Source organism: Agrobacterium sp. P15N1-A, from assembly GCF_044626815.1.
GTDB classification, from domain to species: domain Bacteria; phylum Pseudomonadota; class Alphaproteobacteria; order Rhizobiales; family Rhizobiaceae; genus Agrobacterium; species Agrobacterium leguminum.
The window spans coordinates 20,481-34,990 of sequence record NZ_JBIUPF010000011.1 but is presented as its reverse complement, the minus strand read 5'-3'; the positions used below and the strand labels follow the sequence as shown (position 1 = coordinate 34,990).

The 14,510-nt window shown below is 61.0% G+C and carries 12 protein-coding genes and 1 riboswitch; of the genes, 6 read left to right on the top strand and 6 right to left on the bottom strand.

Annotated features, from left to right (window positions below; genetic code table 11):
- Positions 1–72: 72 nt before the first annotated feature.
- Positions 73–450: a glyoxalase superfamily protein gene (locus ACIK7D_RS26400; protein WP_020809550.1), complete on the bottom strand. Its 378-nt coding sequence runs from the start codon at positions 448–450 to the stop codon at positions 73–75.
- A 191-nt stretch (positions 451–641) separates the two neighbouring features.
- Between ACIK7D_RS26400 and ACIK7D_RS26395 the strand changes: the two genes are divergently transcribed.
- Both ACIK7D_RS26395 and bluB read left to right on the top strand, forming a co-directional pair.
- Entirely contained in the window at positions 642–1,472 is an 831-nt protein-coding gene (locus ACIK7D_RS26395) for a hypothetical protein (protein ID WP_400157990.1), read from the top strand.
- Between the two features lie 116 nt (positions 1,473–1,588).
- Positions 1,589–1,772: riboswitch (cobalamin riboswitch) on the top strand.
- A gap of 76 nt (positions 1,773–1,848) precedes the next feature.
- Positions 1,849–2,562: a 5,6-dimethylbenzimidazole synthase gene (gene bluB / locus ACIK7D_RS26390; protein ID WP_127756902.1), complete on the top strand. Its 714-nt coding sequence runs from the start codon at positions 1,849–1,851 to the stop codon at positions 2,560–2,562.
- Positions 2,563–2,630: 68 nt separating this feature from the next.
- Here bluB and ACIK7D_RS26385 read toward each other — a convergent pair whose 3' ends face one another.
- From ACIK7D_RS26385 to ACIK7D_RS26370, 4 genes are all read right to left on the bottom strand, one after another.
- Entirely contained in the window at positions 2,631–3,584 is a 954-nt protein-coding gene (locus tag ACIK7D_RS26385; RefSeq protein WP_137003604.1) for a hypothetical protein, read from the bottom strand.
- A gap of 206 nt (positions 3,585–3,790) precedes the next feature.
- Positions 3,791–4,450, bottom strand: coding sequence for a hypothetical protein (locus tag ACIK7D_RS26380; RefSeq protein WP_080816920.1), 660 nt, complete (start codon positions 4,448–4,450; stop codon positions 3,791–3,793).
- Between the two features lie 377 nt (positions 4,451–4,827).
- The gene (locus ACIK7D_RS26375) at positions 4,828–5,931 is read right to left on the bottom strand and encodes a DUF2865 domain-containing protein (RefSeq protein WP_400157989.1); all 1,104 of its coding nucleotides are present in this window, start codon (positions 5,929–5,931) and stop codon (positions 4,828–4,830) included.
- A 136-nt stretch (positions 5,932–6,067) separates the two neighbouring features.
- On the bottom strand, positions 6,068–8,383 hold the full coding sequence (locus tag ACIK7D_RS26370) for an NADP-dependent malic enzyme (protein WP_020809546.1): 2,316 nt from the start codon (positions 8,381–8,383) through the stop codon (positions 6,068–6,070).
- A 227-nt stretch (positions 8,384–8,610) separates the two neighbouring features.
- On the opposite strand from ACIK7D_RS26370, the gene ACIK7D_RS26365 reads away from it, so the two are divergent.
- Complete coding sequence (locus tag ACIK7D_RS26365; RefSeq protein WP_059760137.1) at positions 8,611–9,450, top strand: UDP-2,3-diacylglucosamine diphosphatase; 840 nt, start codon at positions 8,611–8,613, stop codon at positions 9,448–9,450.
- Positions 9,451–9,981: 531 nt separating this feature from the next.
- On the opposite strand, the gene dgcA is transcribed toward ACIK7D_RS26365, so the two are convergent.
- Positions 9,982–10,965 (bottom strand): N-acetyl-D-Glu racemase DgcA, encoded by a 984-nt coding sequence (dgcA, locus tag ACIK7D_RS26360; protein ID WP_400157988.1) that lies wholly within the window; start codon positions 10,963–10,965, stop codon positions 9,982–9,984.
- 143 nt (positions 10,966–11,108) lie between these two features.
- Here dgcA and ACIK7D_RS26355 point away from each other — a divergent pair, with 143 nt between their 5' ends.
- From ACIK7D_RS26355 to ACIK7D_RS26345, 3 genes are read left to right on the top strand one after another with little or no spacing between them, the layout of a single operon-like run.
- The gene (locus tag ACIK7D_RS26355) at positions 11,109–12,269 is read left to right on the top strand and encodes an ABC transporter permease (protein WP_269314743.1); all 1,161 of its coding nucleotides are present in this window, start codon (positions 11,109–11,111) and stop codon (positions 12,267–12,269) included.
- Positions 12,270–12,279: 10 nt separating this feature from the next.
- Positions 12,280–13,116: an ABC transporter ATP-binding protein gene (locus tag ACIK7D_RS26350; RefSeq protein ID WP_035223193.1), complete on the top strand. Its 837-nt coding sequence runs from the start codon at positions 12,280–12,282 to the stop codon at positions 13,114–13,116.
- 8 nt (positions 13,117–13,124) lie between these two features.
- Positions 13,125–14,495, top strand: coding sequence for an MlaD family protein (locus ACIK7D_RS26345; protein WP_262535381.1), 1,371 nt, complete (start codon positions 13,125–13,127; stop codon positions 14,493–14,495).
- The last annotated feature ends 15 nt before the right edge of the window (positions 14,496–14,510 follow it).

Sequence of the window (14,510 nt, the reverse complement as noted above, 5' to 3'; positions counted from 1 at the left end):
GCATGCGCTCGTTCCACAGTGGGGCTTCGTGTTTAAACAGACGGCGCGGACACGCCGCGCCGTTCACTTGCCTTAAATAACCTGCCCCACATCGATGCGGTTGCCATCCGGGTCTTCAAACACAAAGGCCCTCAGACCGTAATCCTTGTCCTGCAGGCCCTTGATGATGCGCAAGCCCTGGCTCTTGCAGAGCGCATGCAGCGCGTCCACATCGCTCACCATCATATGCGCCACATTGAAGGGCGCTGCCTTGTGGGTGGGCTGCAATGTCAGGTGCAGCTCGGCATTGCCCTGTTTGAGGATCATGAAGCCGACGGGGGTGCCGTTTTCGAAGGTCTTTTCAAAGCCTAGAACACCGACATAAAAATCATGGGCCTTTTCGATATTTTTGACAGGAAGCATTGCGGCGATCCGGCCGAAGCGGATGCCGTGATCGGCGATGGTATTCATCGCGGAACCTCGGATCTGGGAGAAACGGCAAAGGTCACGGACGGTGCCGAAGCGCTGGCGTTTTTTCCGGTTTGAATTTGCAGGACGGTGCCTGCCGCCCTAGGATCATAATCGAGGCGATGGCGGATGCAAACGGAATGTCTGCATTGTCGGGCGCTTTGAACGAGACACGGACACGCCCGGGAGGCAGAATGCGCAGCTCCATCGAAATCTTCAACATCCGCACCCGGCAGATGCGGGTGGTGTGGCAGACACCCGATCTCTTCGAAGCGCCGAACTGGTCGCCGGATGGAAAATACCTGCTGCTGAACAGCGAAGGGCTGCTTTATCGCCTGTCTCTTACCGGTGATATTTCGCAGGAAAAGGTCGATACCGGCTTTGCCACGCTCTGCAACAACGATCACGGCATTTCGCCGGATGGGTCGCTTTACGCCATTTCCGACAAGGTGGAATTCGGCAAGAGCGCCATCTATCTCATGCCCTCGGCGGGCGGTGCGCCGCGGCTGATGACGAAAAATCTTCCTTCCTACTGGCATGGCTGGTCGCCGGATGGGAAGGGCTTTGCCTATTGCGGCATTCGCGATCAGGTCTTCGATATCTATTCGATGGATATAGCAAGCGGCGTCGAGACGCGGCTGACCCATGGCGAAGGCCGCAATGACGGGCCGGATTATTCGCCTGACGGTGAGTGGATCTATTTCAATTCCAGCCGCACCGGGCAAATGCAGATCTGGCGCGTGCGGGTGGATGGCTCCGCCGTCGAGCGCATCACCGACAGCCCCTATGGCGACTGGTTTCCGCACCCGTCTCCGAAGGGAGACAAGGTGGTGTTCGTTTCCTATGACGGTGACGTTTTCGACCATCCGCGCGATCTCGATGTGCGGGTGCGGCTGATGGATATGGATGGCGGCAATGCCGAGACGCTGTTCGAACTTTTCGGCGGGCAGGGAACGATGAATTCGCCCAACTGGTCGCCTGACGGGGATGAGTTCGCTTATGTCAGGTATTTCCCCGTGGAGTGATGCGGTAAAAGGAGGGCCCGTCATTCCGGCTCAAGGCCGGAATGACGGAGGTGGGGGGTGCCATGGTCACATCGTCGCACCGCCCGCAAAGAAGCTTGCATCCGCAAGCTTTCTTGCCCATAGCTTCCCTGTCAGGTGCCTGCCCATGCGGCGGGAGAATCGGGAATCCGGTGAAAGACCGGAACGTGCCCAGCGCTGTGAGGCGGACGTTCTTTTTTAAAAGCCACTGGAGCAATTCGGGAAGGCAAAAAGGGCGGATGAAGCCTAGTCAGAAGACCGGCCTGACGAAATAGACCGAACCGCGCGGACGGCGGCAGGTTGTTGTCTAGGCAGGGTGCGCATTTGCGCCCGGCCTTCGCATTGTTGGGGATAAACGATGCCAGCCGATTCGTCCGTAAGCAATCCGCCCGGCGCCAGTTCGTTCGATCATGCTCTCTCGCCCGCCCGCCCGTTTTCCGGTGAGGAACGCGAGGCGATTTACCGCGCCATCGAGACCCGTCGCGACGTGCGCGACCAGTTTCTGCCGGACCCGCTGCCGGAGGATCTGGTGGAGCGTCTTTTGAAGGCGGCCCATTCCGCGCCCTCGGTTGGTTTCATGCAGCCATGGAATTTTACCCTCGTCACCGATGGCGCTGTCCGTCAGGCGGCCTTTGTGGCCTTCAGCCGCGCCAATGAGGAGGCGGCGGCGATGTTTACGGGCGAGCAGCAGGCGCTTTATCGCAGTCTCAAGCTCGAAGGCATCCGCAAGGCGCCGCTCAGCATCTGCGTCACCTGCGATCCGACGCGCGGCGGCAAGGTGGTGCTGGGCCGCACCCATAATCCACGCACGGATGTCTATTCCACAGTCTGCGCCATCCAGAATCTCTGGCTCGCGGCGCGCGCCGAAGGCATCGGCGTCGGCTGGGTCAGCATTTTCCACGATAGCGACATTCGCACCATTCTCGATATTCCCGACCATATCGAAATCGTCGCCTGGCTTTGCCTCGGCCGTGTCGATGCGCTCTATAACGAGCCGGAACTGGCGGTGAAGGGCTGGCGGCAGCGCGTGCCGCTGGAGGAGCTGGTGTTTCGTAACCGCTGGGGCGGTTGACCGGGCGCAATCCACCCCTCCCGGACGAAACCGGGAAGGGTGGGCCGGGAAGGATGGCCATCGTCTCTTCAAACGACGGTGCAGTTAAAAAGATTGAGGATGGGGTGAATGGGGCTGGCGAGGCTGATCGCGCCGCTTGCACCCCAGAACAATCCGACGACATTATTGCCGGCGGTGTCGATGACGGCGCTGCCGCTATCGCCCGGCTGGCTGAAGACCTCGCCGGCGCGGCGCGGCGATATGCCGATCTGGTTGCGCATATTCGGCTGCTGCACGTCGTAAAAGCCGGAAACGACGCCATTGGTGATATTGGTCGTCACACCCGATTTCGTAACATTCATGTTGAGCGCCGCAACGGCCGCCCCCACCGGCGAGGGGAGGTTGTAGATTGCGCCGATGGTGGCGAGCCGGCCATTTGCCGGGCTGGCGACGGCCGCATCGACGCCATAGGTCGTTCCCTGATAGACGATGTTGCCCTTCTGGAACGCGACGATATTGGCGGCAAGATCGCCGAACCAGGTGCGCGCCGGCTGCGACACGTCATCGCCGACCTGGGCATTGTCCCGGCAGATGACATGCGCATTGCTCATGATCATCGGCGTTCCGTTGGCGGCCCGCACGACCAGCCCGATGGTGCCGACGGTATCCGTCCAGGACCAGTAATCCGGGCTGCCGCTGATGCCGCCGACCATCGGCTCCACGACTTTTTCGCGCGGGTTGTCGGAGAGGCGTCTGGGGTGATCCTTCCATGCCGTCCCGGGCGCGGGCAGTTCTCGCACCGCCTCGCTCGGGCGGTCGAAGGACCCTTCCCGCACCTGCAGCGGCGCGCCGCCGAGCGTCGTCATCAGACCTGCCTTCAGCGATGGGTCCGGCGCGCGGTGGTAAAGGATCAGGCCAAGCTCCTGTGTCAGTTCGCCGGCGGCGTCCTCAAGCAACCCGACGCCGATCGCCGTGACACCGGGTATGCCTGTCAGCTGATGGTAATGCCGCTCCTTGAGCGCCGTGAGTTCCTCGAAAGTCATTCGCTTGCCTCATGGAAAAGGGGGTGAAGGACGGATGTCCGGTTTTTTAGAGTTTTTTCGCTTTTCCTCGAATCACGAAAACACTCTAACTCTTTGTTTTCACGCATTTCCGGACGGAAAACCGGGCTCCGCTTTTCCGGGAAATGCTCAAAAGGGGCGGCGCGCCCCGGGGGGTGAAGGGCTGCGCCGCCCATGCCTGCGAGCCCTCAATTCAGCGGAATGATCTTGCCGCTGGAGGGAGCGCCGCCGCCGGCCGGCGGAGGACCGCCGGCCGCCGCCTGATCGGCCAGCATGCGGTATTGGGAGGTACCTTTTTCAGTGCTGATGGTGCCGGAAACCGTGTAGAGATAGACGTCGCCGGAGACGGCGTAGTCGTTGCTCTGATTGTTCACATAGAACTCGATCTCGACCGTCGACATGTTTTTCGCGCGCTCCAGGAAGGCGTCCATCAGCATGGTGATCTGCTGATCCGTCAGGCCCTTGGAGCGCATTTCCTGTTTGGTCTTTTCATAAGAGGCGGAAGCGCCGCCGCCGCCGAAGAACCACGTCCAGACTGAAAGATTGGCGCTGGCCGTGGTCTTTTCGTATTCGTTGATCTCCTCGCGGTAGGAAGCATCAAGCATTCCGAGCGCAAGCGTGTTGAGGTCCTTCACATCCTGGCTGGAAAGGGCCGAGATTTGCAGCTGGGCCTTGATTTTTCCCGTGGTATGCGCCGGCACGGTATAGGAAATGCCGGTCAGCTGTCCCATGCCGGAAACCGAGATGGAATAGGATTCCTTCGCTTCGCCTGTCGGCAAAGTTGCAATGACCGGGACGAAAGGATCGAGCAATTTGACGCCGGTTGCGGTGATCTGAATGGATGTCATGGCTATACTCCTGATGGTTGTGTGTTTCATAGGTCAATGAAACTCTGATCGTCCACTCGGGTTCGAGGTGGGCGACATGGTCGTCTGGAGATGCATGAAAGGCGCGCGCGGCTAAAGCCGCACGGCGTATATATATTTTGCATGTGATGCTGATCCACTTTAAGTGGATTTTTTAATAATATGCACTCTTACAGCGAAGTCAATCGCGTTCGCGCATACAACTTCTATATGAATATTTGTCGGCAAATGAGGTGAAGAATGTGTTTATCCATGGCTGTGGCTGGCTCGAAGCAGGCCACGGGGATGGGCGCGGCCTGTACGGAAGTGACGCATCGCGTTTGGTGCATTGGAATATGCAAGGGCTGGTGGTGCCGCCATTATTGCTGCGGCTGAATGCCCTTCAATGCCGGGTTCTTCAGGTCGATCCGGCCTGTCTGGTCGGGCAGGAATTTCGGACCGATAACGCGGACGCGGCTGTCGTTCGGGTCATAGTCGCGTTCGGGAACGGGCTGTTCCGGCGGCTTGGCGGCCTGCTGCTGTTCGGCGGGTTTCTCAGCCTTGTCACCTTGCGGTGATGGAATGGTGGTGATGCCGGAATAGGGTTTTTCGGGCTGCGGCCGGGCGGCCTCTTCCTGCTTTTGCATTTCCTTGTGATAGGCGGCCATGTTGCAGGCGCAGCCCGGCGCTTTTGCCGTGGCGTTTCTGTAAGCGAATGCGGTTGGCAGGTCCCTGTAGGGCTTGCCTGTTTCCGCAGACACCATGTCGGCGGTTTCCTGATCCGTCATGGAGTGGAAATAAAGCTCCGTCTCGGTCCCCGGGCACATTTTCTCGCACTGCTCCGCCTGGGCGCGGAAATCGAGCGGTGAGGCATTGGAAGCGATGGGGAAAAACGAGCCGTCGCAGGTGCGCACGCACAGCGTCCGCAGCCCGCCCTCGGCGGCGGCGTTGGGGTAGGGCGAAAGCCCCGCCTGTCCCGGTTCGTCGCCGTTCTGCCGAAAGGCGTCGGGATAACGCGTCACATCCGGAGGCGGCGGCAATTGCGTTTCCGTCTGCGGCAGGGTGTTGCAGCCATTGGCATCGAGGGCGGCGAGAATGCGCTGACGCCTGATGTCGCCGTCGTCGCTACGCGCGGCCGCCATGGCGTCGTCGCGGTCACGGATGATGGCGTCGCGCTCGCTTTCCGCTTCCGCCAGCGCATCGCCGATTTCGGCGCAGATACCGGCATTGGGATTGCCATAGACGATGACGCTGCCGGACGAGCAGCCATAGCCGCGCAGGTCGTTCCTGATCTTGCGGATGACGATATTCTGGCGGGCGAGCGCATTGGCGTAACGCCGCACCTCGGCCGTATTGCCGATGACGCGGGGCGGTTCGCGCAACTGCGCATAAAGCATGTCGCAGACCTGATCCGCGAAAGCGGCGGCCGGTGCGGTGAAAACAAGGGGAAGCAGGAGGCCGATGATGCGGCTGCGGCGGGTCAATTGTTCGATCCGTTCGATGTCCCCGGCCGGTGGCAGGGGCGTTATACTTCACGACATCCGTGTTTCGGGAAGATAACATAGGCTGTTGCCGCAAGGCGGCAACAGCCTGTTCAAAATTGCGTTAATGCGCCCTCTATCACACCGAAGGATGCGAGGCCTGCACCACGGCAAACGCCGCCATGTTGACGACGCCGCGCGAGGTGACGCTGGGCGACAGGATATGGGCGGGCAGGGCCGTGCCGAGCAGGATCGGGCCGACATGCAGGCCTTCCGTCAGCGTGCGGGTGACGCCGAGCGTGATGTTGGCGGCATCGAGGTTCGGGAAAACCAGGAGGTTCGCTTCGCCGGTCAGCACGCTGTTCGGCATGGCGCGCTTGCGCAGCGCTTCCGAAAGGGCCGAGCCGCCCTGCATTTCGCCGTCCACTTCCAGTTCCGGTGCGGCTTCCTGCACGATCTTCAGGGCGCGGCGCATCTTGCGGGCGCTTTCGGAATCGCGCGAACCGAAATTGGAATGGCTGGCGAGGGCGATCTTCGGCGTGATGCCGAAGCGGCGGATTTCCTTGGCCGCGAGAATGGCCATTTCCGCCACTTCCTCGGAGGTCGGGTCATAGTTCACGAAAGTATCGGTCAGGAACAGCGCGCCCTGCTGGGTGATGAGCAGGCTGAGGCCGGCGAAGGAGCGAACGCCTTCCTGCTTGCCGATGATCTGGTTCACGTCGCGCAGGTGGCGGTCATAACGGCCTTCGAGACCGCAGATCAGCGCATCCGCTTCGCCGCGCTTCACCGACAGCGCGCCGATGACGGTCGTGTTGGTGCGCACGATGGTGCGGGCTGCTTCCGGGTTGATGCCGACGCGGCCGACAAGGGCGAAATAGTCATCGACATAGTCCCGGTAGCGCGGATCGTCTTCCGGGTTGACCACGGCGAAATCCGTATGCGGGCGGATGCGCAGGCCGAAGCGCTTCAGGCGCGTTTCGATAATCTGCGGGCGGCCGATGAGGATCGGAATGCCGGTGCCTTCTTCCAGAAGCACCTGGGCGGCGCGCAGCACGCGCTCGTCTTCGCCTTCGGCAAAGATGATACGCTTCTTTTCGGCGGCTTTCGCGGCATTGAAGACCGGCTTCATGATGAAGCCGGAGCGCCAGACGAAACGGTTCAGCTGGTCGAGATAGGCTTCGAAATCGGTGATCGGCCGGGCGGCGACGCCGCTTGCGGCGGCGGCGCGGGCAACGGCTGGTGCAATGCGCAGGATGAGACGCGGATCGAAGGGCGAGGGGATGAGGTAGTTCGGGCCGAAGACCGGCGTTTCGCCGCTATAGGCCTTGGCGGCCACTTCGGAGACTTCCTCCCGCGCGAGTTCGGCGATGGCCTGCACGGCGGCCATCTTCATTTCCTCGTTGATCGTGGTTGCGCCGCAATCCAGCGCGCCGCGGAAGATATAGGGGAAGCAGAGAACGTTGTTGACCTGGTTCGGGAAATCCGAACGGCCGGTGCAGATCATCGCATCCGGACGGGCAGCGCGCGCCGCCTCCGGCATGATTTCCGGATTGGGGTTGGCAAGCGCCAGGATCAGCGGGTTTTCCGCCATGCGCTCCAGCAGTTCCGGCTTCAGCACGCCGGCGGCGGAAAGGCCGAGGAAGACATCCGCGCCGTCGATGGTTTCGGCCAGGACGCGCTTGTCGGTCTTCTGGGCGTAAACTTCCTTCCACTCGTCCATCAGCGTGTTGCGGCCGTCATAAACGAGGCCTTCGATGTCGTGGACCCAGATGTTTTCTTTTTTCGCGCCCATGGCGACGAGCAGGTTGAGGCAGGCAAGGGCTGCCGCACCTGCGCCCGAGGCGACGATCTTGACGCTCGAGAGCGACTTGCCGGCCAGTTCCAGCGCATTGGTGACGGCGGCGGCGACGATGATCGCGGTGCCGTGCTGGTCATCGTGGAAGACCGGGATATTCATCTTTTCGCGCAGCTGGCGTTCCACCTCGAAACATTCCGGCGCCTTGATGTCCTCAAGGTTGATGCCGCCGAAGGTGGGTTCCAGCGCTGCGATGGTGGAGACCATGTCGTTGATGCCGGGTGCATCGATTTCGATATCGAAAACGTCGATGCCGGCGAATTTCTTGAAGAGGACGGCCTTGCCTTCCATCACCGGTTTGGAAGCGAGCGGGCCGATATTGCCAAGCCCGAGCACCGCCGTGCCGTTGGAAATAACGGCGACGAGGTTGGCGCGGGCGGTATATTCCGCCGCCGTTTCCGGATTTTCGTGGATCGCGAGGCAGGGGGCGGCAACACCCGGCGAATAGGCGAGCGCCAGATCGCGCTGGTTGCCGAGCGGCTTGGTGGCCTGGATTTCCAGCTTGCCGGGGCGCGGATAGCGGTGGAAAAAGAGCGCCTGTTCCTCGATGTCGGCCTTTGCCGTGTTGGCGGGCGTGTTGTTCTTATCGTGAGAGGTCATTTTCCACCGTCATGTCTGGTTCAATTCCGGACCCCTGAATACAACAAACTTCCCCGTGGTACAGCCGTTATTTGACCGCACCTTATGCAAATGCGGCCATGGCTTATTCGCGTTTTCGTGAAGGCTTTCGTCATATTCCCTATAAAAACCGGCGTCTGTCATGTTGCTGAAACACGAGTCTGGTTCTGAGAGGTAAGAAAGCCGCAGGGACGCAACCGAACAGGGGGATGAAATCCGTGGCCGGTCAAATCGAAACCAGACAGTTCAGAACGCTTTTCATTTCGGATGTTCATCTCGGCTCCAAGGCGGCCAAGACGGACTATCTGCTCGACTTCCTGAAATATCACGAGGCCGAGACGATCATTCTCGTCGGCGACATCGTCGACGGCTGGCGTCTGCGCCGCAGCTGGTACTGGCCGCAGGGCTGCAACGACGTGGTGCAGAAGCTTCTTCGCAAGGCCCGCAAGGGAACGCGCATCGTTTATATTCCCGGCAATCATGACGAATTCCTGCGGGAATTTCCCGGCATGCATTTCGGCGGCATCGAAGTGGCCGAGCGCATGATCCATGAGGCGGCCGACGGCAAGAAGTACCTCATCATCCATGGCGACGAGTTCGACGTGGTGGTGCGCAACGCCCGCCTGCTCGCCTATCTCGGCGACTGGGCCTACGACGCGGCGATTGCGCTCAACATCGCCATCGCCGCCGTGCGCCGCCGCATCGGCCTGCCTTACTGGTCGTTTTCGGCCTGGGCCAAGCTGCAGGTCAAGCACGCGGTCAACTTCATCGGCGAATTCCAGCGCGTGGTGGCCGAAGAGGCGCGCCGCAACAATGTCGACGGTGTCATCTGTGGCCACATTCACCACGCTGTCATGGAAGACATGGACGGCATCCGCTACATCAACACCGGCGACTGGGTGGAAAGCTGCACGGCGATTGCCGAAAATGCCGATGGCAGCTTCGAGCTGATCACCTGGATGCAGACGAGCGACGTTACCGCCGAACAGGCATCGGACGAGATGGAGCCGGTGGATATTCCGGGGCTGATCGGGAAGCACGCGGCCTGAGTTGGCGCGTTTGACGGGCGCTGACGATAGGCTCGTATGGAATGCCGCATTCGATGAGTGGCAATATCCGCACACCGTCATCCCGGCCTTGAGCCGGGATCCAGCGCGATCAAGTCTTTGATCGCGTAAGACTCTCACCGCGCAGACGCGCCGTGGCTGGATGCCGGATCAAGCCCGGCATGACGGAGGAGAGGTTCTACAATCTTCCCTGTGACTCTTTGGGTAAGGCGCGCGGAACATGCCGCCTTGGCGTGCGGTGCCTGGGCGAGACTTCCGCAATTCCGGCGGGACCGGATAACCATGCCTTCCTCATAGACGAGCCATTCCGGCATTTAAGGCGAGCGGGTGCGTCTTTCGTCTTCTCCCCGCCGGGGAGAAGGTCGCGGCAGCGGGATGAGGGGGCTTGCTCTCCGACATCCGGCACAGCCTCCCCCTCATCCGACCCTTCGGGCCACCTTCTCCCCGGCGGGGAGAAGAAACAAGGGGCGACGTTGCGGCTCACCTTGACTCACTACTTCCAATATTAGTGGCTTACCCCCACAGTTCCGGCCGCGCCGGATAAACCAGCGAACCCTCATAAACCAGTCCCGGCTCACGATCCTGCGCCAGCAGCAGCGGCCCGTCGAGATCGGCGAAGGCCGCGCCCTGTGCTGCCAGCACCGCAGGCGCCATGCCGAGCGAGGTGCCGAGCATGCAGCCGACCATGATGGTGAAGCCGAGCCTTTCGGCCTCGGCCTTCATGACGAGCGCTTCGGTCAGGCCGCCGGTCTTGTCGAGCTTGATGTTGATCGCATCGTAACGGTCGCGCAGGGCGGCGAGGTCCTTCGTGGAATGCACGCTTTCATCGGCGCAGATCAGCACCGGATGGTCGATGCGGGCGAGGATGTCATCCTTGCCGGCGGGTAGCGGCTGCTCGATCAGGGATATCTTCAGTTCTGCCGCAAGCCGCAGATAATATTCGATATTATAATCGTTCCAGCCCTCATTGGCGTCGATGATGATGCGCGCTTCGGGTGCGGCGGCGCGCACGGCTCTTAAACGCGCTTCGTCATCCGCCGTGCCGGTCTTGATCTTCAGCAGCGGGCGGCCTGCGTTTTCCGCCGTCTTCGCGGCCATGGTCTCGGGGTCGGCAAGCGAGATGGTGTAGGCGGTGACGAGCGGCTTTGCCGCCTGTCCAAGGATGCGCTCGGCGGCGGTTTTGCCGCTGATCTTGGCTTCGAGGTCCCACAGCGCGCAATCGACCGCATTGCGGGCGGCGCCGGGTTGCATCGCCTGCTGCAGTTCCTGCCGTGTCACACCGCCGGCGATCTGCTGCGCCATCGCCTCGATATCGGCGATGACGCCTTCGATGCTTTCGCCATAACGCGGATAGGGCACACATTCGCCAATGCCAGCGAAGGAACCATCGCGGATGGTGCACGTTACGACATCCGCATGCGTGCGGGTGCCGCGTGAAATGGTGAAGCTGCCGGCGACGGGAAAACGTTCTGTTGTGGCTTGCAGGTAACGGGGCATGTTTTTTCACTTCCGATTGGGCGGCAAAAGACACATGACGCCAAATTTATCACGAATTGTCGGCCGTCACTGTGGCTTGCCGGAGGCCAAAACGTTATGAAACCTTTAAGAATCTCGTGACGGCTGCACTCGCTCGGAGCATTATGCAAGAACAGGACACACGGCAACAGGCGAACCCGGCCGCAATCACCGAAGACGACAGCGTCTCCGGCGGCGGCTTGCGTTTTGTCATGAGCGGTTCCTGGCGCAACAGCAATCTCGCCGGTGTTTTCCCCAATCTTGAAAAGATCGAAAAGAGCAAATCCGCCGGCCCGGTGGAAATCGATCTTTCTTCCGTCGAGGCCATCGATACGACAGGCGCATGGATCATCCAGCGTCTGCGCAAGGACCTCGAGGCAAATGGCGCCACCGTCACCGTGACGGGCAATGACCGTATCGAAGAGGTCATCGGCCAGTTGCCGGAAAAGGTGGAGATGGAAGGCGAAGCCGCTGCGAAGGTGGGGCTCGCCGAGCGTATTTTTGCGCCCGTCGGCAAGGCCGTCATCCAGAATGGCGCGGATTTCCTGGCGGGCATGTATATTCTCGGCTCGGCCGTGCGCGGTGCGCAGATGAAGCTTGGGCGCGGGCGCGGCGTCTCGCCGGCTGCGATCGTCAACCAGATCGACCATATGGGCGTGCGCGCCGTGCCGATCATCATGCTGATGTCGTTCCTGATCGGCGCGATCATCGCGCAGCAGGGCGCGTTCCAGCTCAGATATTTCGGTGCGGAAGTCTTCGTTGTCGATCTCGTCGGCATTCTGCAATTGCGCGAAATCGGTGTGCTTCTGACCGCGATCATGATCGCCGGCCGCTCCGGCAGTGCGATCACGGCGGAAATCGGCTCGATGAAGATGCGCGAGGAAATCGACGCGCTGAAGGTGATCGGCCTCAACCCCGTGGGCGTGCTGGTGTTTCCGCGGCTGGTGGCGCTCACCATAGCGCTGCCGCTTTTGACCATTCTCGCCAATTTTGCAGCGCTTTTCGGTGCGGCCATCGTGGCGCTGCTTTATTCCGGCATCACGTTTGAGGTGTTCCTGTCGCGCCTGCATGGCGCTGTCGAAGAATCGACCATTGCTGCGGGCATGATCAAGGCGCCGTTCATGGCGCTCATCATCGGCATCGTCGCGGCCGTTGAAGGCATGAAGGTGGGCGGTTCGGCCGAATCGCTCGGCCAGCACGTCACCTCCTCGGTGGTGAAGTCGATCTTCGTCGTCATTCTGGTGGATGGTCTTTTCGCCATCTTCTACGCAGCCATCGATTTCTAGGGAGGGCGCGTTGGAGAAACTGGACCAGAAACCGCAGGAGACCAGAACCGGGAAAGACGGGCGCGAGGTGGTGCTTTCCGTCGAGGGCGTGACCGTCGGTTTCAACGGCCGCAACGTGCTCGAAAATCTCGATCTTGATGTCTATCGCGGTGAAATCCTCGGTTTCATCGGCCCCTCCGGTGCTGGCAAATCCGTGTTGATGCGCGCGATCTTGCGGCTCCTGCCGCGGCAGGCGGGTGCGATCCGCATTCTTGGTACCGATTACGACAAGGCGAGCGAAGACGACCGCATGATGCTCGACCAGCGGCTTGGTGTGCTGTTCCAGCAGGGCGCGCTGTTTTCCGGCCTGACGGTGAAGGAAAACATCCAGCTGCCGATGCGCGAATATCTCGATCTGCCCAAGAAGCTGATGGACGAGCTTGCTTATCTGAAGATCGAGATGGTGGGGCTGAAGCCCGATGCGGGCGACAAGTATCCTTCCGAGCTTTCCGGCGGCATGATCAAGCGCGCGGCGCTTGCCCGGGCGCTGTCGCTCGATCCCGACCTCGTCTTCCTCGATGAGCCGACGTCCGGCCTCGATCCCATCGGGGCGGCGGAATTTGATATGCTGATTGCGCGCTTGCGCGATTCGCTCGGCCTGACCGTCTATATGGTGACGCACGACCTCGACAGCCTCTTCTCCGTCTGTGACCGCATTGCGGTGCTGGGCCAGAAGAAGGTGCTGGTGGAAGGGACATTGCAGGACATGTTCGCCTGCGACGACCCATGGGTGCAGTCCTATTTCCGCGGCAAACGGGCGCGCTCTGTCGTTCTTCCGGACGGCAGACACGAAAATCCGGTGGAGTAACAAGAAGCATGGAAACCAAGGCGAACTACACCATAGTCGGAATTTTCACGCTGATCGTGATCGCCGCCGCATTCGGCTTCGTTTACTGGATGGCCGAGTTCGGTCGCGGTGGCCCGACGGCCCAGCTTGTCGTGCGTATTCCCGGCTCCGCGAACGGCCTTTCCGTCGGTTCTCCCGTGCGCTTCAACGGTATTCCGGTCGGCACCGTGCGCGGCCTTGCCATTGACCGCGACGACCCGGCCTATTCCATCGCCTTTACCGAAGTGCAGGCCGATGCGCCGGTTTTCCCATCCACGCGCGCGGTGCTTGAAATTCAGGGCCTGACGGGCGCTGCCTATATCGAGCTTTCCGGCGGCAACAAGGATGGCGAGCGCATTCTGCAGAAAGCCGTCGAAAGCGGCGTTCCGGCGGAACTGACGGCCGATCTTTCCAGCGTCACCAACCTGCTTGCCACCGCCGACAAAATCCTGAAGCGCGCCGATGGCGCCATCGGCGAATTGCAGGGTTTCGTGCAGGATGCGCGTGGCCCCTTGACGCAGACGGTGCGCAATGCCGAGAAATTCTCCGATGCACTGGCGGCCAATTCCGACGGCATCAAGAATTTCATCGCCAGCCTCAGCTCGCTTTCTACAACGGTACAGTCGGTTTCGGTGCGTCTCGACGGCACGCTGACGGCCATCGAGGATCTGGTGAAGGCGGTGGATGCCGGCAAGATCGATTCCATCCTGTCGAATGTCGACAAGGTGACGAAGGATGTCGCTTCCGCTTCCAGCGATATTCAGGGCATCATGGAAACCGTGCAGAGCACGGCGCGCAATTTCGAAGCGGCGAGCACGGAAGTGCAGACCGTGGTAAAGCGTGCGGATGCGCTTCTCGCCTCCGTCGATCCCGCCAAGGTGGGCACCGTGGTTGACGACGTTTCCTCTGCGACCGCCGATGCGCGCGATGCCGTGGCGAACTTCAAACGGATCGCCGACGATGTCGGCGCCCGCCGTGCCGATATCGACCAGGCGGTTTCCGACTTTACCGAAATGGGCCGCAAGCTGAACCTCGCTTCCAGCCGCGTCGACGGCATTCTCGCCAAGGTGGACGGCATGCTCGGTACCGATGACGCCAATTCGCTGTTTGCCAAGGCGCGCGAGACGCTCACATCGTTCAAGGCGGTGGCTGACAATCTCAATGCCCGCATCGGGCCGATTGCCGACAATCTGACCCGTTTCTCCAGCTCGGGCCTGAAGGATTTCCAGGCGCTGATCGGCAGCACGCGGGTCACGGTCGACAATCTCAACAATGCCATCACCAATATCGACCGCGATCCGCAGCGGTTGATTTTCGGCGGCGAAACCGTGAAACAATATGATGGCAGAACAAGGCGCTAAGAGGGGTATGGGCCA

Coding starts and splice junctions, on each gene's coding strand:
- ACIK7D_RS26400 (WP_020809550.1), bottom strand. CDS start 450: ATGAATACCATCGCCGATCACGGCATCCGCTTCGGCCGGATCGCCGCA.
- ACIK7D_RS26395 (WP_400157990.1), top strand. CDS start 642: ATGCGCAGCTCCATCGAAATCTTCAACATCCGCACCCGGCAGATGCGG.
- bluB (WP_127756902.1), top strand. CDS start 1,849: ATGCCAGCCGATTCGTCCGTAAGCAATCCGCCCGGCGCCAGTTCGTTC.
- ACIK7D_RS26385 (WP_137003604.1), bottom strand. CDS start 3,584: ATGACTTTCGAGGAACTCACGGCGCTCAAGGAGCGGCATTACCATCAG.
- ACIK7D_RS26380 (WP_080816920.1), bottom strand. CDS start 4,450: ATGACATCCATTCAGATCACCGCAACCGGCGTCAAATTGCTCGATCCT.
- ACIK7D_RS26370 (WP_020809546.1), bottom strand. CDS start 8,383: ATGACCTCTCACGATAAGAACAACACGCCCGCCAACACGGCAAAGGCC.
- ACIK7D_RS26365 (WP_059760137.1), top strand. CDS start 8,611: ATGAAATCCGTGGCCGGTCAAATCGAAACCAGACAGTTCAGAACGCTT.
- dgcA (WP_400157988.1), bottom strand. CDS start 10,965: ATGCCCCGTTACCTGCAAGCCACAACAGAACGTTTTCCCGTCGCCGGC.
- ACIK7D_RS26355 (WP_269314743.1), top strand. CDS start 11,109: ATGCAAGAACAGGACACACGGCAACAGGCGAACCCGGCCGCAATCACC.
- ACIK7D_RS26345 (WP_262535381.1), top strand. CDS start 13,125: ATGGAAACCAAGGCGAACTACACCATAGTCGGAATTTTCACGCTGATC.